The 22,796-nt window shown below is 36.6% G+C and carries 20 protein-coding genes; 16 read left to right on the top strand and 4 right to left on the bottom strand.

Going from position 1 to position 22,796, the window contains the following annotated elements:
• The first annotated feature begins 276 nt into the window (after positions 1 to 276).
• The 6 genes from wecA (at position 277) to wzx (ending at position 7,153) form a co-directional block, all read left to right on the top strand.
• Positions 277 to 1,341 (top strand): UDP-N-acetylglucosamine--undecaprenyl-phosphate N-acetylglucosaminephosphotransferase, encoded by a 1,065-nt coding sequence (wecA, locus tag NH454_RS18275; protein WP_253039898.1) that lies wholly within the window; start codon positions 277 to 279, stop codon positions 1,339 to 1,341.
• Between the two features lie 50 nt (positions 1,342 to 1,391).
• Positions 1,392 to 2,339, top strand: a complete 948-nt coding sequence (locus NH454_RS18270; protein ID WP_268842617.1) for a Wzz/FepE/Etk N-terminal domain-containing protein — start codon at positions 1,392 to 1,394, stop codon at positions 2,337 to 2,339.
• Between the two features lie 3 nt (positions 2,340 to 2,342).
• The gene (locus tag NH454_RS18265) at positions 2,343 to 3,608 is read left to right on the top strand and encodes an O-antigen ligase family protein (protein WP_138558741.1); all 1,266 of its coding nucleotides are present in this window, start codon (positions 2,343 to 2,345) and stop codon (positions 3,606 to 3,608) included.
• A gap of 143 nt (positions 3,609 to 3,751) precedes the next feature.
• Positions 3,752 to 4,891 (top strand): glycosyltransferase family 4 protein, encoded by a 1,140-nt coding sequence (locus NH454_RS18260; RefSeq protein WP_235383145.1) that lies wholly within the window; start codon positions 3,752 to 3,754, stop codon positions 4,889 to 4,891.
• A gap of 4 nt (positions 4,892 to 4,895) precedes the next feature.
• A complete protein-coding gene (locus NH454_RS18255; RefSeq protein ID WP_253039896.1) occupies positions 4,896 to 5,822 on the top strand; it encodes a glycosyltransferase family 2 protein in 927 nt (308 codons plus the stop codon).
• Positions 5,822 to 7,153: an O-unit flippase-like protein gene (wzx, locus tag NH454_RS18250; RefSeq protein ID WP_253039894.1), complete on the top strand. Its 1,332-nt coding sequence runs from the start codon at positions 5,822 to 5,824 to the stop codon at positions 7,151 to 7,153. The genes NH454_RS18255 and wzx overlap by 1 nt, the downstream gene beginning before the upstream one ends.
• A gap of 29 nt (positions 7,154 to 7,182) precedes the next feature.
• Here wzx and pssE read toward each other — a convergent pair whose 3' ends face one another.
• The 4 genes from pssE to NH454_RS18230 form a co-directional block, all read right to left on the bottom strand.
• Positions 7,183 to 7,632 carry a PssE/Cps14G family polysaccharide biosynthesis glycosyltransferase gene (gene pssE / locus NH454_RS18245; RefSeq protein ID WP_135923358.1) on the bottom strand — a complete coding sequence of 150 codons (450 nt, stop codon included), beginning with the start codon at positions 7,630 to 7,632 and terminating at the stop codon, positions 7,183 to 7,185.
• The gene (gene pssD / locus NH454_RS18240; protein ID WP_205994291.1) at positions 7,629 to 8,111 is read right to left on the bottom strand and encodes a PssD/Cps14F family polysaccharide biosynthesis glycosyltransferase; all 483 of its coding nucleotides are present in this window, start codon (positions 8,109 to 8,111) and stop codon (positions 7,629 to 7,631) included. The genes pssE and pssD overlap by 4 nt, the downstream gene beginning before the upstream one ends.
• 76 nt (positions 8,112 to 8,187) lie before the next feature.
• Positions 8,188 to 9,240 carry a glycosyltransferase family 4 protein gene (locus NH454_RS18235; protein ID WP_135923359.1) on the bottom strand — a complete coding sequence of 351 codons (1,053 nt, stop codon included), beginning with the start codon at positions 9,238 to 9,240 and terminating at the stop codon, positions 8,188 to 8,190.
• On the bottom strand, positions 9,237 to 10,112 hold the full coding sequence (locus NH454_RS18230; protein WP_276605827.1) for a glycosyltransferase: 876 nt from the start codon (positions 10,110 to 10,112) through the stop codon (positions 9,237 to 9,239). The genes NH454_RS18235 and NH454_RS18230 overlap by 4 nt, the downstream gene beginning before the upstream one ends.
• Positions 10,113 to 10,352: 240 nt before the next feature.
• Between NH454_RS18230 and wecB the strand changes: the two genes are divergently transcribed.
• The 10 genes from wecB to NH454_RS18180 all read left to right on the top strand — a co-directional run bounded on the left by wecB (position 10,353) and on the right by NH454_RS18180 (position 22,722).
• On the top strand, positions 10,353 to 11,468 hold the full coding sequence (gene wecB, locus NH454_RS18225) for a UDP-N-acetylglucosamine 2-epimerase (non-hydrolyzing) (protein ID WP_253039892.1): 1,116 nt from the start codon (positions 10,353 to 10,355) through the stop codon (positions 11,466 to 11,468).
• A 500-nt stretch (positions 11,469 to 11,968) separates the two neighbouring features.
• Positions 11,969 to 13,084, top strand: a complete 1,116-nt coding sequence (locus tag NH454_RS18220) for a polysaccharide export protein (protein ID WP_253039890.1) — start codon at positions 11,969 to 11,971, stop codon at positions 13,082 to 13,084.
• Positions 13,085 to 13,092: 8 nt separating this feature from the next.
• Positions 13,093 to 13,527, top strand: a complete 435-nt coding sequence (locus NH454_RS18215) for a low molecular weight protein-tyrosine-phosphatase (protein WP_253039888.1) — start codon at positions 13,093 to 13,095, stop codon at positions 13,525 to 13,527.
• 13 nt (positions 13,528 to 13,540) lie between these two features.
• Complete coding sequence (locus NH454_RS18210) at positions 13,541 to 15,784, top strand: polysaccharide biosynthesis tyrosine autokinase (protein ID WP_253039886.1); 2,244 nt, start codon at positions 13,541 to 13,543, stop codon at positions 15,782 to 15,784.
• Positions 15,785 to 15,940: 156 nt separating this feature from the next.
• The gene (locus NH454_RS18205) at positions 15,941 to 17,221 is read left to right on the top strand and encodes a nucleotide sugar dehydrogenase (RefSeq protein WP_253039884.1); all 1,281 of its coding nucleotides are present in this window, start codon (positions 15,941 to 15,943) and stop codon (positions 17,219 to 17,221) included.
• 14 nt (positions 17,222 to 17,235) lie between these two features.
• A complete protein-coding gene (locus tag NH454_RS18200) occupies positions 17,236 to 18,192 on the top strand; it encodes a Gfo/Idh/MocA family oxidoreductase (protein WP_253039882.1) in 957 nt (318 codons plus the stop codon).
• Positions 18,193 to 18,194: 2 nt separating this feature from the next.
• Positions 18,195 to 18,770: an acyltransferase gene (locus NH454_RS18195; protein WP_253039881.1), complete on the top strand. Its 576-nt coding sequence runs from the start codon at positions 18,195 to 18,197 to the stop codon at positions 18,768 to 18,770.
• Between the two features lie 19 nt (positions 18,771 to 18,789).
• Positions 18,790 to 19,866: a DegT/DnrJ/EryC1/StrS family aminotransferase gene (locus NH454_RS18190; protein ID WP_253039880.1), complete on the top strand. Its 1,077-nt coding sequence runs from the start codon at positions 18,790 to 18,792 to the stop codon at positions 19,864 to 19,866.
• Positions 19,866 to 21,203: an oligosaccharide flippase family protein gene (locus NH454_RS18185; protein WP_290442638.1), complete on the top strand. Its 1,338-nt coding sequence runs from the start codon at positions 19,866 to 19,868 to the stop codon at positions 21,201 to 21,203. Before NH454_RS18190 ends, NH454_RS18185 begins: the two co-directional genes overlap by 1 nt.
• Positions 21,193 to 22,722 (top strand): asparagine synthetase B family protein, encoded by a 1,530-nt coding sequence (locus NH454_RS18180; protein ID WP_253039878.1) that lies wholly within the window; start codon positions 21,193 to 21,195, stop codon positions 22,720 to 22,722. Before NH454_RS18185 ends, NH454_RS18180 begins: the two co-directional genes overlap by 11 nt.
• Positions 22,723 to 22,796 lie beyond the last annotated feature (74 nt).

Here is a 22,796-nt window from a genome sequence, read left to right as displayed (position 1 = left end):
TTGAATGTTGAGCATTAATACTCTCCGTTTTAATTTGTTACAATAGCTGTTTGTAAATCAATTGTTATTGTAATCAAATGTAAGGAATTTGGTGGTAAATGTAATTTTTATGTTCAATATTTGATTTTTCTATATATATCAGTATGTTATTTTTTTTGAAGATATGCTTTTTATTCTTTTTTAATTTTTCTTTTTGTGCAAACCGCGTATAATCAACACGTTTTGGATCGTCGTTGGGCGTATTAAGTTTATTTATGTTTAATAAGGCTAATTTTTGTGATACTTGATATCTTAGGACTATTTTTGTGTTCATTCATGAGCCTTTTCGTTTTTAGAAAGTTTGCAATCTACATAAACTTAGTTGACCAGCCTAATGAAAGAAAACATCATACTGGTGCGGTTCCATTAGTTGGTGGACTTGCTATTTTCATTGTTGTATTCAGTTACTTAATTGTTTTTTCTGAAACAATCTCTTCATCAGCTTTATACCTATTCTGTGCCGGAACACTGTTAATTGTTGGTGTTCTTGATGATTTATTCGATATTAGCTTTCGAGTTCGACTTGTAATTCAAGTAGTCATTTCATGTTTAATGATGTTTGTTGGTGAGCTAACGTTGAATAATGCAGGACAGTTAATAGGTCCATTTGATTTAGAGTTTTCTTACTTCTGTTATCTTTTTACAGTTGTTGCGGTTGTAGGAGCAATAAATGCTTTTAATATGGTAGATGGCATTGACGGGCTTTTGGGGGCGTTGGCAACCGTTACTTTCACATCTTTGGCAATCCTATTTTATTTGAATAATCAAAAGTCTCTGGCTGTTTTTAGCACAGTGATTGTCGTTACAACAATTCCTTATATTTTAATGAATCTAGGCTTCCCTCTAGGGCAACGATTTAAAGTTTTTATGGGTGATGCAGGTAGTACCGTTATAGGTTTTACTGTTATTTGGCTTTTATTGGAAGGTTCTCAGCCAGAACAAAATTCAGCTTTTAGTGCTGTAACAGCATTGTGGCTTGCTGCTGTGCCAATTATCGATGCGGTATCTACTATTGCAAGACGAGTTAGAAAAGGACAGTCTCCATTTCAACCTGATCGTGAGCACCTTCATCATATATTGCTAAGGTTGGGTTTTTCGAGTCGACAAGCGCTGTTTGTGATATGTACAGCTTCTGCTTTGTTAGCTGCGGTTGGTATTATTGCACATATATACCAAGTGCCTGATTATATAATGTTTTATTTATTCATAGCCTTAACGCTGGCATATTATTTTTGTATGTTAAGAATATGGCGCATCAGTGTTCACGTTAGAAAATTTATAAAAAAAATAAATAGTAAATAAAGTGGCACTTCACTTCATTAATAACCTTTTGAACTAAATGGAAGTAAATTTTGAGCTCAGTAAAACACGAAACGAATCAAAACGATGAAATTAAGCTTTCTCACCTTTTTGAGATCTTGTGGAACTACAAAATCTTTATCGTTTTGTTTACTTTGTTATGTTCAGTAGCCACTGTCTTTTACGCAATTAATAAACCTAATGTATATACTGCCAGAGGAATTTACATGCCTAAATCTGATGGCGGTGCGGGTGGTTTAGCAAAGTTAGCTGGTCAATTTGGTGGTTTAGCAAGCTTAGCAGGTGTTAACCTTGGCGGCAGTGGCGAAAGTAAAACAGATGTTGCGATAGAGCTATTATCCTCGCGTTACTTTTTGCAGTCTTTCATTGAAAAGCATGACTTAGTTGTGCCTTTGTTAGCAGTGACTAAGTGGGATGAACAGTCAAACAAGCTTGTTTATAATCATGAGCTCTATGACCCACAACAAAAAAAGTGGGTTAGAGAAGCACCTCCGGGAAAAAACGTAATTCCTACCTCATGGGAAGCATACGAATATCTTAAAAAAAGCATCAATGTAGAATATGAGTCAAAAAAGGGATTAGTGAAAATCTCTTTAGTTTATTATTCTCCTAAACTTGCTGCTGAATGGTTAGAGCTTTTAGTTAAAGATATGAACGAGTTTTGGAAGCAAAAAAAGCTAGATGAAACTAAGCGCCATATTGATTTACTAACGAGTAAGGCCGATAAAACTCAAGTGGCAGAAATCAAAGAGGTCTTTTTTACTTTGATTGCTGAACAAACGAAATCTAACTTATTAGCTCAAGCAACAGACGAATCTATGTTTGAGACTGTCGCAGAGGTTATTGTACCAGAAGAGAAATCTGCACCGAGTCGCGCATTATTATGCATTATAGGCTTTATTTTTAGTGGTTTTTTTGCCTGTGTTGTGTCACTTATTATGGGATTTTCGAAAAAGCGTCAGCAACAGCTAAACGGTTAGAAAATGAAGGATATAACACTCGGAAGCTATCATAACTTTTTGTCAGAACTGGCAGTTATGATGATGTCTTTTTATATTTTAGCTGATATGCTTTCTGGTTTTTCAATCATTTATCTTGGTGTAGATATTAAAGCATCATTAATTTATAAAATGCCTCTGCTAATTTTGATATTAGCTTTAATTGCCCGAAGTAATATTAACCTATTCAATTTATTGCTATTATTTATTCTTATCATGTTTGTCGGTCCATTCTTTCAGTTTCTGGACCATGCACGTGCAGATTTTTTTATAGCTGATTTCTCCACTGCGATAAAAATTCTAATGCCAATCTGCATTTTCTTCTTATACCGAGAGTGGTACAAGAAGCAGCCCAAGTTTGCTATTGAAAGTACTCATAAAATTTTAACTTGCTGTTTTTTCATCCTAAGCATGAACTTCATGCTTGGGGTGCTTGGTTTTGGTAAAAGCACTTACGATTTTGGTAATGGGACTACCGCAGGTACAACAGGGGTGATAATGGCGGGTAATGAGCTAGGTGGGGCCTTTCTTGTAGCTTATACCTATATGCTTCATAGATTCTGGAATGAGCGAGGTATCTTTTGGTATGTATTGCTATCATTTTTTACAATCTTTTGTGGTGTTACTGTATCTACCAAAACCACAATTCTTGCAGCAATAATTATTGTATTTCTAGTGCCAATTGTTAATGAGCGAGAGAGGCTTTATCGCTTAACCCTATTAAAGTTAAAAATTTTTGCACCGATCATAATATTAATAATAGCAATTGTAATTATGATCATTGATCTTCTGCAAACTTTAGGACTATATGACCGCTTTATTTGGCTTTATAACAAGGGTGGCTTGCTTGGAATGTTACTGTCTGGTCGTGAAGTTATGGTTGCACAAAATTTTGAAATAGTTCAACAAAATAGCAACCTCTTTGAGCAGCTATTTGGTCAAGGTGAGGCTATTTCATTGAAACGAGTCGATGGTTCAGCTACGACTGAGGTTGATGGGGTAGATGTATTTATTTTCTTTGGCATATTTAGCTTCTTATTTGTATTAAGCTTTTATGTTTATACTTTTTACAAGGCTCATCAACAGACATTATCCAGGACTAATTATTTCGCTCCCTTTGTTTTTTTAGCAAGCTTCATTTTGTTAATTCTTTCGCAGCTAAGTGGGCATATTTGGGGCTCTGGAACGGTAGGAATTTTAATGGGAGTCATGCTTGGCTCTATTAATAACACTGAAAAGCAAAAGTTATGAAACCAAGTTTCTAATTTTATTTTCTTAAGGTGTTATAATTCATTTTTGCTATCACAACCATTAAAGTAACAGTGATGGATATGATTATTTTTGAAGTAGGTAACGTTACTTCAATTAGATATAAATAAGTTTAGGATTAAAAGATGAATCTAGTTGTTCTGACTGGGCGTTATCCATCAACAGATAGCCCTTACAGCCATATGTTTGTACATACTCGCTCAAAACAATATATTGCTCAAGGACACACCGTAACAGCGCTTGTGCCAAGTGAAAAAGAAGAAAAATACACAATAGATGGTGTAAATGTAATTCTTGGCCCTGTAAACAAGTTAATAAAATATCTTGCGAACGTTGATCGCGTCATGATTCACTTATTATTGCATCGCTTTTCAAAGGCAATTGATGCAAGTGTGCTTTATCGATACGTGCTTGATCATAAGCTACCTACTTTGTTCTTCATACATGGTGTTGAAGTACAAACAATCTGGAATGATAGACGTGATGATATATCTTGGTTAGCTCCTAAGAGTATAGCTCGCTGGCTATATCGTGATTGTTATTTGATCAAAAAGATGCAAAAAACCTTAGCAGAATTTGTTGAGTCAGATATACCAGCAAAATTTATAACGCCTTCAGATTGGATGCTACAAGAAGCAATAAATAATACCGGAGTAGACTTACGCCAAAAGTCATTGGTTATAGCAAATGGTATTGATACTGAAAACTTCAAATTTACTGAGCGTTGGGCTGATAGAGAAAAGCTACTTAGTATTAGACCTCTAAATTACCGAGGAAAATATGCAGTTGATTTAGTGTTAGAAACAGCACGTCGTATGCCTGGAAATATTCAAACCGCACTTTACGGCAAAGGCCCAGATGAGGATAAAATTAAGTCAGTAATTTCAGAGCAAAATTTATCAGACAGACTTACATTAAACTCTCGTTTTTTACAACCTGTAGAAATTCCATCTGTGCATCAACAGGCTGGTATATATTTAGGTGTTACTAGAATGGATGCCCAAGGGGTATCTATGTGTGAAGCTATGTCTTCAGGATTACCTACAGTATCTTTTTCTACTTGTGCTATCCCTGAGTTTATAGAGCACAATAAAACGGGCTTACTAGCCAAACCATATGATATGGATGAATATTGTTCTCTAGTTAATGAACTTATAGAAAATAGAGAACTATTTGAAAAAATTGCATGGAGTGCTCATCAGTCAATGGTTGCGATCGATATTCGCAAAACCTCAGAACAAGAGCTTAGCGCTAAGCTAGATTAATACCATGTCTTTAGATTTTTCAATTTGTACACCTGTATACAACAGAGCCCATCTATTACCAAGGTTATATGAGAGCCTAAAATCGAGCTGTTCAGAGGGAATTTCGTTTGAATGGCTCATTGTCGATGACGGCAGTATTGATGATATTCAAAGCTTCATAAAAGAAGTTGAGTCTGAGGGGCTTTTAGATTATCGATATATCAGAAAAGAAAACCAGGGGAAGCATTCATGTATGAATGTGTTCTTTAAAGAGGCCAAAGGTGAACTTACATTAATTCTTGACTCTGATGACTTGTTGGCTCCAAACGCGCTTAAAGAAGCTAATAAAATATGGAAACAGATCGGTAAACAAGAGAAGTTTGCTGGGATTGTAGGTTTGTGTATTGATTTAGCTACGCAAAAGCCTAGCGCGCAAGAGTTTCCTAAAGACCCTATGGAATCGACGATCTTAGAGAATGCATATAAATATAATATGAAAGGGGATCGTTGTGATTTCATCAGAACATCTTTATTGAAGGGCAAAGCTTTCCCTGTATACAGTGACGAAAAATTTATGCCCGAAGCTGTAATAACAACAGCGTTTGATGCAGATAAAAAGTATTATTGCACAAATTCAGCTTTTAAAATTATTGAGTATCAAGCAGATGGCTTAACCAATAGCTATGATAAGCTAGCGATGAGAAATCCTAAAGGCATGTGTTTACGGTTTAAGCTAATCCTCGAAAATATCAACTTAATAAAGCTGCCATCGGGCAAGAATAAGCTAAAGTTTTACGGTAATTATATGCGTTATTTATGCCACCGCGACGGGGTAGTAAAAGCGTTAGTTGAATACTGTAAGATACCCAAGTTTTTCTTGTTGAATTGGTTTATAGGTGCGCCTGTCGGAAGCGTTATGTACGTGAAAGATAAATTAATGAAGGGCAGTTAATGGCACTGTTTTGGGGGTACTTCTCTCGCTTTTCTAGCCTAGCGAGTAGCTTAATTATTATGCCATTTGCTTTAGCAAATTTTACTGAAGCAGAGTTTTCTCTTTGGATGATTTTTGTTGCCTTCTATGGGCTAATTGTTGTTTTTGACTTTGGCTTAAGTAGTACCTTTTCACGCCAAATGAACTATGTGCTATGTGGTGCGCAAACACTAGAAAAGCAAGGCGTTAGCGGTGAGTTTGACAAGTCAAATATCAACTATGCTCTTTTCTCTACGGTTATTGACAGCGCAAAGTTCATCTTTTTAATTATTGCTGTATTAACCACACTCATATTAGCGATTGCGTATTTCTTCTATCTAGAAACCGTGGCATCTAACTCAGGTTTAAATATTCAATATGAGTGGTTACTTTATAGTGCTGCGGTTGTTATTAATATATTTTGCCTTTTGTACAATGCACTTTTTTTTGGAACTAACAACGTTGCCAGCATTTATAAAGTAACAAGCTACAATAATATTGCATTTTTTATTGTGGCCATTTCGATGATCTTAAATGGTTACACCTTAATAGCAATTTCAGTAGCAAGGGTTGTATCCGCATTTGTTTACTTTGTAGCTTCTAAGTATGAAATCAATAAATATAAGATGCTGCAAGGGTACCAATCAGTTAACTTTGATAAAGTAAAACCAACACTGTTTAAAACTTTACCTAATGCTAGCCGTATAGGCATAGTATCGTTAGGTAACTTTATGCTTACTAAAATATCAATATTAATTATTGCTTACTATTTCAGTGCATCAGACTCGGCAACATATTCATTGGCATTAAACCTATTCACCATATTAAGTGCCGTAAGTTTATTGTATATGACCGTTGTTACGCCTTCTTTAAACCGTGCTATGCAAGAGAAGAGCTATCAAACAGTTAAACGCTTACAGGGTCGTGTTAGGCTAGTATCAATGTTAATGGTTGTGTTGGGGTGTATAGGCATTAGTATTATTGGACCACTTTTACTAAAGTTGATTGGTTCAGAAACAAGTTTACCAGAGCTACCATCATTACTATTTTTTAGTTTAATGATCTTATTAGATGTTAATAGACAGATTTCAATGAACTTTATTGCGGCTAATAACCATGTGCCATTCTCAAAAGCTATCGTGCTTTCGGGGTGTATCACTTTATTAGCAACCATTGCACTGTTTGAACTAGGGTATCAGCACTTCATATTACCAATAATTATTCAAATAATTGTTCAGTCAGCTTTTAATAATTGGTATTGGACTGTTGTAGAAAAGCGCACTCTAAAGGAAATGGCTGTAAATGCAGCATAATGGCATAGGTTTTAATCGTTTGTGAAAGCTTAAAGTAACTTTAAGCTTTCACAAATTTGCTTTGCTTTTGTAAACTCGCATTTTTTATATGGAGTAGGTGTAAAAGTTTTAGCTTGTTTAATTTTATCTATCACTTCACAAGGGTTATAACAGCCAAGGCCATAGCCGTTAGTGTCAACAAAGCGCACTAAATCTTGCTGATGAGGATCAAGGCGTTCGGTGTTTTGAACTACAATTATTTTTTTACCCATTTCCAGTAAGTTATAAACGCTTCCTGCACCAGCATGAGTAATTACTAAGTCAGCTTGTTCATAATATTTATGAATATCACTGACAAACTCGATCGTTGTCACTGATGGGTTTTTATATTCGCCATCAGCAATTTGAAAAATAGCATCATCTTCATCAGTCAACGCTTTTTCTATTTCAAAAAATAGCGAGTCGTAGCGGGTACTACCGACGGTTGCAAATATTTTCATAAACGGCCTGAATAGATTGCGTTAGGGTAAAGCGCGAGTAAGTCTTCGTTTTGTACAAAGAAAGTATCGGCAATGCGATACATCACTTTTCCAGTTAAAGAACGGCTATAGAAGCGCGACCACGATTCTAAAAAGATGACTTTTTTACCTAATAGCTTAAATATTAAAGCGGGCAAAATAACCATTCCTGGCCCTGTAGAAACAAGCCCAGTTACCTTGTAATTACGAGTGATTTGTATGCATTGCTTTGATGTTGTAAAAGCATTCTTTAGCAACTGAAATGGGGCTTTCCACTTGCTAAATTTATCTCTAGGCTCATTACACTCAAAGTGTTTTAGAGAATTAAAATTATCTTTTGTATCAGATATTGATACAAAATCGAATTCAGCATGCGTTTTCATTAAGGCCAAAAGCCTTTTCATTTGTTCTTTGTGACCACCACTTCCATAAATGATGAGCGTTACAGGTTTTTTTTCCAAAAAAGTCACCGTTGTAATTTAATTGGGGCGATTATAATAAAGGCCTGCCAGTATTTCTATTATTTATAAAAAGTAGCTACTTCAGAATGTAGTCAATGATGACTTTGGTTAGTCTTGTAGGATCATAGTTTTCTATGACCTCTTTTTTACCGGCAGAATCAAATTGCTCAATATTGTTTGCCATAGTTTGAATCGCCGAGCACAAATGTTCTTTGTTGTGAGTATCGATAGTGATTCCAACATGGGGTTTAACAATATCGGCAACAGGACCGTTATTAAAAGCAACAATAGGTAAGCCCAAACTCATCGCTTCAATAAATACAACACCAAAAGAATCGTAGATAGAAGGCAAACAAAAAATATCAGCGCTCTGTAAAGCCTTAGTTTTATTTGAGTCAGCCAGCCAACCTAAAAACTCAACACGGTCAGCAACCCCTAAGTTTTCAGACAGAGAAACAAGTTGGTTCTTAAGTGGTCCATCGCCAATCACCTTTAGTTTTACATTAGGTAAATCTGGCAGTGTTTTAATAACTAAATCAAGCCCTTTCCCTTCTATGAAACGAGCCATTGATACAAGAGTTACATTGTTTTTATCAAATCGCTTTTGAGGAGCCGGTTCGTGTGCATGTTCAAAAAGCTTATAAGCTAAAGGGTTAGCAACAACAAGAGTGTCTTTTACAAGCCCTTTTTCTTCTAATAGAGTTTTCCACCAAGGAGTAACAACTACTACTTTATTGGCAGGTAAAAGAAAAACCTTAAGCGCCCACATACCAAACTTGCTGTTAGTATATTGGTATAGAGTAGGTGAGTGAAAGTGAATAATCACTTCGCCGCCAAGTGCTTTTACAGTAAGTGCTACAATAAACTTACGAGTCATTGAAAACCATGGGCCACAATGAAGCCAATAAATCCGGCGGCGCTTAATATTTTTTAGTGAACTAAAAATAAGCTTAAACCAAGCATTAACAAAATAAAGTATGGTGCCTTTACTATCGTTGTGAGTATTGATCCGTTCGAAAGGTTGCCCTAACTTTAAAAAAGCTTCTTCAAAAGCTTTTAAAACTGTACTTATACCGCCTTTTGTTTCTGTTGAATGCGTACCGACGATATATATTAAAGGGTTTCTCATTTTAAAAGCCTGTTACGAAAATGAGCAAGAATAGGTAAATTGCTGGATAAAAAATAACGCATTTTCTTTACCTGAAGGCCACAAAAAAGCTGTTTAACAAATAAACTTAAAGGGTAGCGTTTCTTTTGTGCTACCAAAATCAAAAAAGAGAGGTTTTCTTTGTTACAGCGTGACATGTCTTGATGATGCTTTTTAATATACTGGTTGTAACCAGTCACTTTATTTTTAACAGTTGTGATACGGGTTTCTTCGTGGCCTTGATGCTGTATGTAAGAATAACCTTTTAACATTTTTGCAGGGCCAAATTGCTTTATTAGTCGCGTCCATGTGTCGTAATCCTGGCAAGCTTTGAAAGAAGTATCAAAACCTTTTATCAATTTAAGTTTGTAAGTTTCAGTAAAAACTTGGTTTGTTGCATAGTTATAACTCAAGATTTTAGCGAGCGAGATTTCACCTCCGCCAGCATCAATCACTTTACCTTTTTTGCCATAAAACCATAACACGCCATGGGATAAAAAGGCGTAGTTTGGATCATAGTTACTAACAAGCGACTCTAACCGGTGAGGTAAAAACTCATCGTCGTCATCAAGGCCTGTAATGTATTTACCTTCAGCTATATTAATCGCTTTATTTCTGGCTGCACACGCCCCAATGCTTGTTTGTTGATGAATTACTCGCACACGAGGTTCAATGCTACTTAATTCGTCTAACCAGCTTTTTGTTTGCGCACTGTCAGTAGAACCATCATTAACTATTATTAGCTCAAAGTTAGTAAAGGTTTGATTTAAAACAGATTCAACTGCTCGCTTTAATAATGGCAAACGGTTCTTAGTGGGAAGGTATATTGATACTATTACATTTTTCTCTTCCACTATACTGCATGCCCATATTAATCAATTATTTTTCTACGCTTATGGTATCTGTATCAACTGTAAATATCAAAACACAGAACCATAAACAGATCGTTTTATATTAACATTATTCCATAGTAGAATGCTGGAGTTTTTGCAGTAAAAAGTTAGATGACACGTTCAAGCACAAACAAAAGGCAAGCAGTAATAATTTAGTCTCTTAAACCGATCGCAACTTTTGAATCGATCTTAAGGAAAACAATGAAAGTATTAACAGTATTTGGTACCCGCCCCGAAGCAATTAAAATGGCGCCGCTAGTTCTTGCGCTTGAAAATGATGCAAGAATTGAAGCAAAAGTGTGTGTAACAGCGCAACACCGAGAAATGCTTGACCAAGTATTGGACCTTTTTCAAATTACGCCTGATTATGATTTAAACATAATGAAAGCAGGCCAAGACCTATACGACATCACCAGTAAAATTTTACTCGGTTTACGTGATGTGCTTGATGAGTTTAAACCAGATTGGGTGCTTGTTCATGGTGATACAACCACTACATTTGCAGCATCAATGGCCGCTTTTTACAAGCAAATTAAAGTAGGGCACGTAGAAGCAGGTTTACGTACAGGTAATTTGTATAGCCCATGGCCAGAAGAAGCAAACCGCACATTAACGGGCGTATTAACAGCAAAACATTTTGCCCCTACGCAAGCGTCTGCAGATAACTTATTACGTGAACACGTATCAAAAAACGCTATTTTTGTAACGGGTAACACGGTAATAGATGCATTACTGCAAGTTAAAAATAACGTATTGCCAAAAGACGATGTACAGCAGCAGCTAACCGACAAGTTCGCTGAAATTTTAGATAAACCTTATGTACTCATCACAGGTCATCGTCGCGAAAGCTTTGGTGGTGGGTTTGAGCGAATTTGCCAATCAATTTCGTCGTTGGCCTCAAAATACCCTGACTATAACTTTGTATATCCTGTGCACTTAAACCCGAATGTACAAGAACCGGTTAAACGCTTGCTGGCAGATAAAAGCAATGTAAAGCTTATAGATCCGCAAGACTACTTACCTTTTGTATTTTTAATGAATCAAGCGTATTTAATTTTAACAGACTCAGGTGGCGTACAAGAAGAAGCGCCAAGTTTAGGTAAGCCTGTGTTAGTAATGCGTGATACCACAGAACGCCCAGAAGCAGTAGCTGCAGGTACCGTTAAGTTAGTAGGCACAGACACCGATAAAATTATAAACGCGGTGAGTGAGCTGATTGAAAATAAAGAAACATATAAAGAAATGAGCTTTGCACATAACCCTTATGGCGATGGAAAAGCATGCGAGCGAATTATTGAAGGGCTATTTACTAATTAAATAACCTACACCTGCCTACAATAGGTTAAGAGCTTAGCTATTTCCAATGTAAGACAAGGCTTGCTTGTGAGCATAACTATTTATGCTTACAAGCATTTTCTAGTACTCTTTTATTTAAACCGCTTTTAGAAACAACCCCAAGCTTGAAATATGCAGACTTGCCTGTATAATGCGCCCTACTTAAGGATGTTCCAATGTAAATGGATAGTAATGCAAAGTTGCTAAATTACGAATAATCAAGTCAGTTATGTCTTCGACTTTAATTACTTCTTAAAAGAACTCCATAGAAATTGTAAAAGCTTTACTACTAAAGTGCTTAAAAAGCTGCCTTAGCTGCATTTTTCAAGTGAATAGTACTGTCATGCTTTTGTATATAAATAGATGTGTTTAGCCTTGATTCAAGGCCTTGTTAACTTGCGTATAACAAGCCGTCATGCTTTAATTGATCAGCTTTAAAATAAGTAAGTGTAAACTTATATAATAATCTTTTAGGAAGAAGAATGGCGTTCAAATTTAAACTCCTTGTAGCAACTTTATCTCTCCTCTCTGTAAGTGCGTGTACAATCATACCGGGTAGTCATTACGAAGGTATTGATTCAGGCGCTCAAGTAGAAAATTTAGAAAAAGACCTCGAAAAAGTCAATATTCAAGTTATTGATTCTTCTTTAATAAATATCCAAAAACGCGAAGTTAAAAAGGTTAATACAACAAACCGAAAAGGCATTGACACCTCTGATTATCAATACCGTTTAGGGGTGGGTGATGTATTAACCATTGGTGTATGGGACCATCCTGAGTTAACTATTCCTGCAGCTGTACAACGTACAGCCGAGTTTGATGGTTTTCGTGTAGCAGAAGATGGCACAATAACCTATGCATATGCCCCTCAAATTCCAGCAGCTGGACGCACTGTTGCCGAAGTGCGCGAAGACCTTGTAAAGCGCTTAAGTCGTGTTATTGAAAACCCGCAAGTTGATATAAAAATAGTAGGCTTTAGAAGCCAAAAAACCTATGTAACGGGCGAAGTAGAAAACCCAGGTGTTTACCCAATTACAGAAATCCCACTTACAATTATAGACGTATTAAACAACGCTGGTGGTATTACTGCTCGTGCTGATTGGCGTGAAGTAACCTACACGTCGGGCAATAAAACAGAAATAATCCGCCTAGATGACTTTTATAGCCACGGTGATATTTCGCAAAACCGTTTATTAAAACATGGCGATATTGTGCATGTTAGCCGTAACGACAAACACCAAGTGTACGTTTTGGGCGATGTAATCAAAGCTGGCACCGTAGATATTGACCGCTATGGCTTAAACCTAGCACAAGCGTTAAGTGATACCGGTGGTATTAGAGAAGCCACTGCCGATGCAAATGGTATTTTTGTATTACGTAAGCGCGACTTAGCCAAAGATGGCGTAATTGCAGACGTATATCAATTACACGCTAAAAATGTAGCAGCCCTCGTATTAGCAGAGCAGTTTGAGTTAAAGCCGCACGATATTGTGTATGTAACTTCTGCACCGCTTGCACGCTGGAACCGCGTAATAAGCTTATTGTTACCGTCTATTGCTACTGTTGATTCAATTAACGATGTAGCCAATACAAACTAAGGATAAGTATGTTTGACTCAGTATTAGTAGTGTGTGCTGGCAATATTTGCCGTAGCCCAACTGCAGAGTATGTACTTAAAAGTAAGTTACAAAACAAAGGGATTACTGTTACTTCGGCTGGTTTAACCGCATTAGAAGGAAAACCAGCCGATGCCACTGCTCAGCAAATTGCTGAGCAGCATGGTATTAACATGTCAGAGCACCGCGGCCAACAAATAAATTCAGCATTAGTACAGCACAACAGCGTTATTTTAGTGATGGAACAGCGTCATTTAACTGACTTATGCGCACGTTACCCTCAAGCAAGAGGTAAAACGTTTCTGTTAGGCAAATGGCTGAACGACACCGAGATCCCCGACCCATATCGTCAGAGCTTAGAAGCATTTACCCATGTTTATGAGCTAATCGACAGCGCTTGTAGCGCTTGGCAAAAGTATTTATAAGGAAACTGCATTAATGAATGCTCAGCCTTCAACGCTAAATAATAGTAACCGAACAACACAAACTAGCCAGCAAGAGTCGCAAGAAATTGATTTAATGGCGCTACTGGGTGCTTTACTCGACCGTAAATTTTTTATTATGGCCATTACCGGCGTGTTTATGGTGTTGGGTGTAATTTATGCTTTATATGCAGCGCCTGTTTATCAAGCTACTGCCATGATACAGGTAGAAGACAATAGCGCCACGGTGCCGGGCTTCGATGACATGAGCGGCATGTTCGAAAGTACCTCGGCCGCAGTAACTGAAATAGAGCTGTTAAAATCGCGCTCTGTTATTGGTGAAGCAGTCGACAAATTAAACCTAGATACGGTAGTTAAGCCTAAACTATTCCCATTAATAGGTAACCGCGCATACCGAAGCTTTAAACCAAGCTCACCAGGTGAGCTGGCAGAGCCGAGTTTTGGTGCAAGCTCGTATGCATGGGGCGGTGAGAGCATTGATGTATTTAGGTTTGATGTACCTAGCTTTAATATTGGTACTGAGTTTGTCGTTGTAGCACAACAAAATAACCAATTGGCATTGTTAAACGAAGAAGGCGAAACGGTATTAACTGGGCAAGTAGGGCAAGAGCTTTCTAATGGTGTTATTGAGCTAACGGTACGTAGTTTAAATGCCCGCCCTGGTACCGAGTTTATTATTACTAAGCGAGACCGCCTAAATACAATATTAGATTTGCAGGCAGCGATTGGTGCTAGCGAAAAGGGTAAAGACTCGGGGATTATTAACTTAACCTTACAAGATACTGATTTTAGTTATGCTGAAAAAGTGCTTGAGCAGGTTGCAGGTATTTATGTGCGCCGTAATGTAGAGCGCAACAGCGCAGAGGCGCAAAAGTCACTTGAGTTTTTAGAAGTACAATTACCTGAGGTTAAAAAACAGCTAGAGTATGCTGAAAAGCGCTTTAACGATTACCAAATTAAACAGCAATCAGTAAACATTACCCTAGAAACACAAGGCGTGCTTGATCAAATTGTGCAGCTAGAAACTAAATTACAAGAGCTAGAATTACAACGCTTAGAGCTTAGCCGTAAATTTAAAAAAGGCCACCCTGCTTACCAAGGCATACTTGAGCAAATTAAAGCGGTACAAAAACAAAAAGATGACCTAACAAGCGAAGTAACTAATTTACCATCTACCCAGCAAGAGTTATTACGTTTAACCCGCGATGTTGAGGTAAGTAACCAAATTTACACTATGCTACTGGCTAAAACTCAAGAGCTTGATATTGTGCGTGCCGGTACAGTAGGTAACGTACGTATTATTGACCATGCAGAGGTGAATACATCAAAACCGGTTAAGCCTAAAAAAGCGCTAATAGTGGTTATAGCTACTATGCTAGGTGGCATGCTTGCGGTGGCTATTGTATTAGTGCAAAAAGCGCTACATAAAGGCATTGAAGACCCTAGCGAAATTGAGGCAATGGGCCTACCTGTTTATGCAAGTGTACCGTATTCATATCACCAAGATCAGTTAGTATCGTTTGGTAAGCTAAAAAACCGAAAAGCCACCCAGGCTAATACTATATTGGCGGTTGAAAACCCTGCTGACTTAGCAATTGAGGCACTCCGTAGCCTACGTACCAGCCTACATTTTGCGATGATGGAGGCAAAAAACAACGTTATTGCAATATCGGGCCCAAGCCCAGGTGTAGGTAAGTCATTTATATCGGTTAACCTAGCAACCGTATTAGCGCAAAGTGATAAAAAGGTACTGATAATTGATGCTGATATGCGTAAGGGCTATTTACAAAAAGCCTTTAACGAAAAGTGGGAAAACGGCTTAAGTGATTTTTTATCGGGCCGTTTAGAGCTTAAAAATGTAATTAAACAAACTAAAGTACCAAACCTGCATTTAATTACCCGTGGCCAAGTGCCGCCAAATCCATCTGAGCTTTTAATGCATGAGCGCTTTTCAAAGCTAGTAGACACCATTAAAGAGCATTACGACTTAATAATTATAGATACACCGCCTATTTTAGCAGTAACAGACCCTGCAATAGTAAGCGCTCACGCTGGCAGTACACTACTTGTTACACGTTTTGGTCAAAACCATGTACGCGAAATTGAACTTACCCGTAACCGTTTTGAACAGAATGGCATAGATGTTAAAGGCGTTGTATTTAATGGCATATTAAAAAAAGCGAGCAATGCATATGGGTATTATGGGTATTATAACTATGAATATAAGTCTGGGAATTAGTGACTTGTTTGGTGTAGATTTTATTGCTTTGAAATAAATGTAATTGATTTAGAAATAGATTGGTTCGGTAAGCATAAATTAGTTATCGTCCACTTTAACAAAAGTTTTGTAGTTAGCTCACAGCCCTAGTTTTATTAAATATAAGAGAGTATTTAAATGCAACATTCATTAAAGGATTTAAAGATTGGCATAATTGGTTTAGGTTATGTAGGCCTACCACTTGCAGTTGAGTTTGGCAAAAGATATCCAACATTAGGCTTCGATATAAATCAAGGGCGTGTTACACAATTAAAAAATGGACATGATGTTACTCTTGAAGTTAGCGATAATGAGCTTGCAAGTGTTGTTAATCTTAGTTATTCATCTAATAAAAGTGATTTAGCCGAATGTAATGTATACATTGTTACAGTACCAACCCCTATCGATGACAGTAATGCGCCTGATTTAACACCACTTCGTAAAGCTTCTGAATTATTAGGTGAGTTTGTTAAAAAAGGCGATGTTGTTATTTATGAATCGACTGTTTACCCGGGCGCGACAGAGGAAGTGTGTTTACCAATTATCGAAAAAGTATCTGGTTTGAAATTTAATGAAGATTTTTTTGCTGGTTATTCACCTGAGCGTATCAACCCAGGTGATAAAGTAAATACGTTGACTAAAATAATGAAAATTACCTCAGGGTCTACCCCGGAAATTGGCGAGTTTGTTAATAGTCTTTATGGTTCCATCATCACAGCTGGAACACATTTAGCAAGCTCTCTTAAGGTTGCTGAAGCTGCAAAGGTAGTTGAGAATACACAGCGTGATTTGAATATTGCAATAATTAATGAGTTTGCAAAAATCTTTAACCGTTTAGGTATTGATACGGAAGAAGTGTTAAATGCAGCAGGAACTAAGTGGAACTTCTTGAAATTTAAGCCAGGGCTAGTCGGTGGGCACTGTATTAGTGTTGATCCTTATTACCTTACTTACAAAGCACAAGAGGTAGGTTACCGCCCCGAGGTTATTTTAGCTGGCCGCCGAATAAATGATGGTATGGGTGAGTATGTTGCGACCCAATTAGTTAAAAAGCTAGCCAGCAGGAAAATTCATATTGATGAAGCTAAGGTTCTTATTTTAGGCTTTACCTTTAAAGGTGATTGCCCAGATGTTCGTAACACAAAAATTATTGATATTGTTAGAGAGCTTCAAGACTTTAATATGTCGGTAGATGTATATGATGGCTGGGCAAACCCGGTTGAGGTGAAGCATGAGTATGGTGTGGAGCTAATTTCTAAGCTAGAAAAAGGCAAATATGATGGTGTTGTATTAGCTGTTGATCACTCTGAGTTAAAAGAAATGGGCGAAGCAAACTTACGTGCATTAGGTAAAGAAAATCATGTTTTATATGATGTTAAGCACGTTCTAAAACCACATGAAGCTGATATCAGACTATAAAGGATTTAACTATTATGAAAAACTTTGCCCTTATTGGTGCCTCAGGTTATATCGCACCACGTCACTTAAAAGCAATTAAAGAAACTGGACATAACTTATTGGTTGCAATGGATATTAACGATTCTGTGGGTATTATGGATAGCCACTTTCCAGAAGCGGAGTTTTTTACTGAGTTTGAAGACTTTACCGCGTACGTTGAAGACCAAGCAATGCAAGGAAATAAAATAGATTACATTTCTATATGTAGTCCTAATTACTTACACGCACCACATATGAAGTACGCATTAAAAAATGGTATTGATGTCATATGTGAAAAACCATTGGTTCTTCATTCTGAAGATATGGATATTTTAAAAGAATACGAACAAAAATACGGTGCTAAAGTGAATTCTATTTTGCAATTACGCTTACACCCATCAATTATCGCCTTAAAAGAAAAAGTTGCTGCTGCACCTGTAGGCACTGTGTTTGATGTAGATTTAACATATATGACATCACGTGGTAAGTGGTACATGAAGTCTTGGAAAGGCTTTGACCATAAGTCAGGTGGCGTAGCGACCAATATTGGTGTGCACTTTTACGATATGCTGCATTTTATTTTTGGCGATCTTAAGCATAACGAAGTTCATTTTAGAGATGAAAAGACCTCTAGCGGTTACCTCGAATACGAGCGTGCGCGCGTTAAATGGTTTTTGTCAATTGACGCAAATAACTTACCTGAAAACGCTGTAAAGGGTGAAAAACTAACTTACCGTAGTATTACCATAAATGACGGCAGTAACACAGAAGAGCTTGAGTTTTCGGGTGGTTTCACTGATCTGCATACACAAAGTTACCAAAATATTTTAGCAGGTAACGGCTTTGGTGTTGATGAGAATCGTGTGGCAATTGAAACTGTCGAAAAAATCCGTGAAATGCCAATTGCAGTTGCGAGTGACAAAGCGCATCCCTTACTTTCAAAGGTGCTTTAGCCATGAATTATCATGTACACGATAGTGCCATTGTAGATGATGGCGCAAAAATTGGTGAAAACACACGTGTTTGGCACTTTGTTCATATATGCGGTGGTGCTGAAATTGGTGAGGGCTGCTCACTCGGGCAAAATGTATTTATCGGTAATAAGGTCACTATTGGTAATAACGTTAAAATACAAAATAACGTGTCGGTATACGATAATGTACATTTAGAAGATGATGTGTTTTGTGGCCCTAGCATGGTGTTCACTAATGTTTATAACCCGCGCTCATTTATAGAACGTAAAACAGAGTATCGCGATACGCTTGTTAAGCAAGGTGCAACACTCGGCGCTAATTGCACAATAGTGTGTGGGGTGACAATAGGTGAATACTCTCTCGTTGGTGCTGGCGCTGTTATTAATAAAAATGTAAAGCCTTACGCGTTAATGGTGGGTGTACCTGCTAAACAAATAGGCTGGATAAGCAAGTATGGTGAGCAGTTAGATTTACCACTTGAAGGGAATGCTATTGCGAAATGTAAGCACACAGGTGAGCAATACAAATTAGAAAACGGCTTTGTTTCGATTCAATAATTTTTAGAAGTACTCATAAATGCAATTCATAGATTTAGCTGCGCAATACCAGCACTTAAAAACTAAAATAGATAAGCGTATACAAACAGTGTTAGACCATGGCCATTATATAATGGGGCCTGAAGTGCAAGAGCTTGAAAGTGAGCTTGCAAGCTATGTGGGCGTAAAACATGCAATTACCTGTGCAAACGGTACTGATGCGCTAACACTCGCTATGATGGTATTAGGTATCAAAGAAGGGGATGCTGTTTTTTGCCCAACCTTCACTTTTTTTGCTACGGCGGAGGTAATCGCGTTCGAAGGGGCAACACCTGTATTTGTTGATTCAGATAAGGCAACATTTAATATTTGTCCTGTCGATTTAGAGAAACGTATACAGGCGACTATTGCTGATGGTAAGTTGATTCCAAAAGCGGTTATTGCCGTTGACTTATTTGGTTTACCAGCCAACTACCCCGAGATTCAAAAAATAGCTGAAAAGTACAACTTGAAGTTAGTTGAAGATGCGGCGCAAGGGTTCGGTGGTGAAATTGATGGCAAACGAGCTGGTAGCTTTGGCGATATAGCGACCACTAGTTTTTTCCCTGCTAAGCCTCTGGGTTGTTATGGCGATGGTGGTGCTGTTTTTACTAATAATGATGAATATGCCGAGTTACTTAAGTCATACCGTGTACATGGAAAAGGTAAAGACAAGTATGATAATGTGCGCATTGGTATGAACTCACGCCTTGATACTATTCAAGCAGCAATTTTATTGGAGAAGCTTGCAGAGTTCCCCACTGAGCTTATTAATCGAAATAAAACAGCACTAGATTACGAAGCTCAATTATCATCAAAATATAAAACGCCTCAAGTACCTGCTGGCTATGTTAGTTCATGGGCGCAGTATACATTGATTGCGGATAATCGTGATGCTGAAATGGCAAGCTATAAAGAGCAGGGAATACCGACAATGATCTACTATGGTACGTGTATGCATGAGCAAACTGCTTTTAAAGAACTAGGTTATAAAGTGGGGGATTTTCCGATTGCAGAAAAGTTAGCTAAATCAGTATTTAGTTTACCAATGCATGGCTACATAAAAACCTCTATATAATGTCTCTTTTAAATTTTAAATCGGGCTTCACGAGAAACGTACTTACTCTAATGACCGGAACAACTATAGCCCAAGTTATTCCAATAGCTATAACACCAATTCTTACGAGGATATATACCCCTGAGGAGTTTGGTGTTCTAGCAATTTTTATGGCCTTGTGCTCAGTTTTAGGCGTAATTGCAAATGGTCGTTATGAATTAGCAGTTTTAAGCCCAGAAACAGAAAAAGATGCATATAATATTGCGGCTTTAAGTCTTTTTATAACTTTAACTTTGGCTACTGTTACTTTTTTATTTATGGTTTTTCTGGCCGAAGAAATTGCTATCTTCCTATCTGAACCAGATATAGAGATGTGGTTATATCTAGTTCCATTTGTTGTAATTTTCATTGGTATATTCAATGCATTTAACTATTTGAATATAAGGCAAGCTGAATACGGAACTGTTTCACAGGCAAACATTTTAAAAGGAGTCGGAGTAGCAGGAACACAAGCAACTATTGGTTATAGCGCTTTTAAAGGTATAGGATTAATTACGGGTTATATACTGGGTGCTGTAGTAATATCGCTCAGACTTGCTTTTCCATTTATTAAAAAAAAGATTTATAAAGAGCTTGAATTACAAAGAATGATTAAACTGGCTATACGGTATAAAGAGTTTCCATATTTTTCAACCTTTTCTGCTTTAGCAAATACGGGCTCTCAGCAAGTCCCTGTTATTATGATCAGTTCTTTATTCTCTGCAGGTATTGCTGGTTTTTATAGCGTTGCCTCACGTGTACTGATAATGCCCGTAAATGTTGTTGGTACAGCTTTCGGGCAAGTCTACTTCCAAAAAACATCAAAACTTAAGTCATCTAATGAAATAGCGCAGATTACATTGGCAGTGCAAAAGAAGTTAATATTTTTAGCGATTGTACCTTTTTCAGTTATTCTTGCTTATGGAGATTTATTAACTGCTATTTTATTGGGGGATAGTTGGATAATTGCTGGTCAGTATATGCAATACTTTAGTTTTTGGCTCTATTTAGTCTTTATTACATCTCCTATTACAAACTTATATGCGACATTAGAGAAGCAAAAACTAGCTATGTATTTTAATTTTATAGCTTTTATATCAAGACTGACTGCTATTTTTATAGGTTTTTATTTTTTTGATAATGCAACATACGCTATACTTTTTTTTGCATTTATTAGCGCTCTACTATGGGCAGTTTGGTATGGTATCACTCTAAATCTTGTTCATATTAATTTTATTAAAATGTACTTCATGGCCATTACTCCTTTTGTGATGCTTTCTTCGTTGCTTCTATTTATTAGGTATTTTTATGGAAATTAAGTTATCAAATAACAAAGGATATTGCTGGCAACTCTCTAAAACACTCTCTTTCAAAGGAGTTATATGGGGTTGTAATTCCGAGAAAGAGTTAAAATTCGAAGATGTTAGTAAATTGTTAAGTGAGGTCGACTCTATATCTGACATGCAAAAGTCGCTTGATGGTTTGGATGGACATTTCTCTTTTATACTAGAAACGGAAAGAAAGGTTTATTTAGTTGTCGATCGACTTAGGACTATACCATTATTTTACTCTTTAGGAAAAAAAATATTAGTAAGTGATAATACTTATTTTTTTAAAAATAATGGTAAAAATTACAATGAGCTTATTACTGAAGAGTTTTTATCTACAGGTTATGTAATTGGAAAAGAAACAATGCTTGAGGGTGTTAATCAAGTTCAAGCAGGTGAGATAGTTTGTATAGATAAAGTAAGTTTTGAAATAGAGAGGTTTGATTATTTTTTGTATCGTTATAGGGAGGCTTTTTCTAATGAAATTCATGAGCTGCGGTTAAAGCTCGAAAAAATATATGATTCTGTTTTTAAATCTTTGATTGAGAGACTTAAAAATAAACAGGTAGTATTACCATTGAGTGGGGGTTATGACTCTAGGTTAGTAATATATATGTTCCATAAGTATGGATATAAGAATTTAATATGCTTTACTTATGGTGATAAAGATAACTGGGAAGTAAAAATATCAAAAAACGTAGCAAAATTTTATGGATATGACTGGCACTTCCTTGAGTATACATCAAATGAATTATTTCAGTTTTATCAAAATAATGTCGAAGATTACTTTCAATTCAGTGTGCAAGACTCATCTGCTGGTCATACTCAAGATTTGTTAGCTGTAAAAAAACTTAAAGATCTAAATTTGATAGAAAGTGATGCGGTATTTATTCCCGGCCATTCAGGTGATTTTGTTGCTGGCAGCCACATACCTTCTACCTATGAAAAAATAGATGTAACAAGTTTTTTATTTAATAAGCATTGTTCATTATTGCCTGTTACTTCTTGCGATATTGTTAAATCTAAAATTAAAGCACAAATAAGTTTCCTAGATAAAGGAAATAAATTCGATTCAGCTGAGTCAATTGAGTATTGGGATTGGCGTGAAAGACAAGCTAAATATATTTGTAACTCTGTAAGAGTTTATGAATACTATAGCTATAAGTGGTTATTACCACTTTGGGATAAAAGAATTATGGAGTTTTGGTTAAAAGTTCCAGTAGAACTTAAACTAAACAGAAAACTATATTTCAGTTTTGCAAATGAAATACATGGAGAAATAAAATCTAACCCTAAAAGAAGTGTATTTGGCAAATTATTTGATAAGATTTTTGATAAATGGTATTCACGTTTTTTTAAATCTCCTTATTCATTTCATTTTAAAACTATTAATGATGCTTTCCCGGGTGTAAAGCTACCTAAACATATTGATGGTAACTGTCCATTGATAAAGACGAATAAAATTGGCCTGAATACATTAAAAATGTGGAAGTCTACACAAAGTAAGTGATTAATAATTGGTTGTATTTTTGTAGACCCTTATGTTTTTAGGAAACATTATTTTAAAAATTAAATGTCAGTGAC

Source organism: Pseudoalteromonas sp. Ps84H-4, assembly GCF_024124645.1.
Taxonomy (GTDB): Bacteria; Pseudomonadota; Gammaproteobacteria; order Enterobacterales; family Alteromonadaceae; genus Pseudoalteromonas; species Pseudoalteromonas lipolytica_C.
Note: the sequence above shows the minus strand (reverse complement) of the source record. Positions and strands in the feature narration are given on the sequence as shown.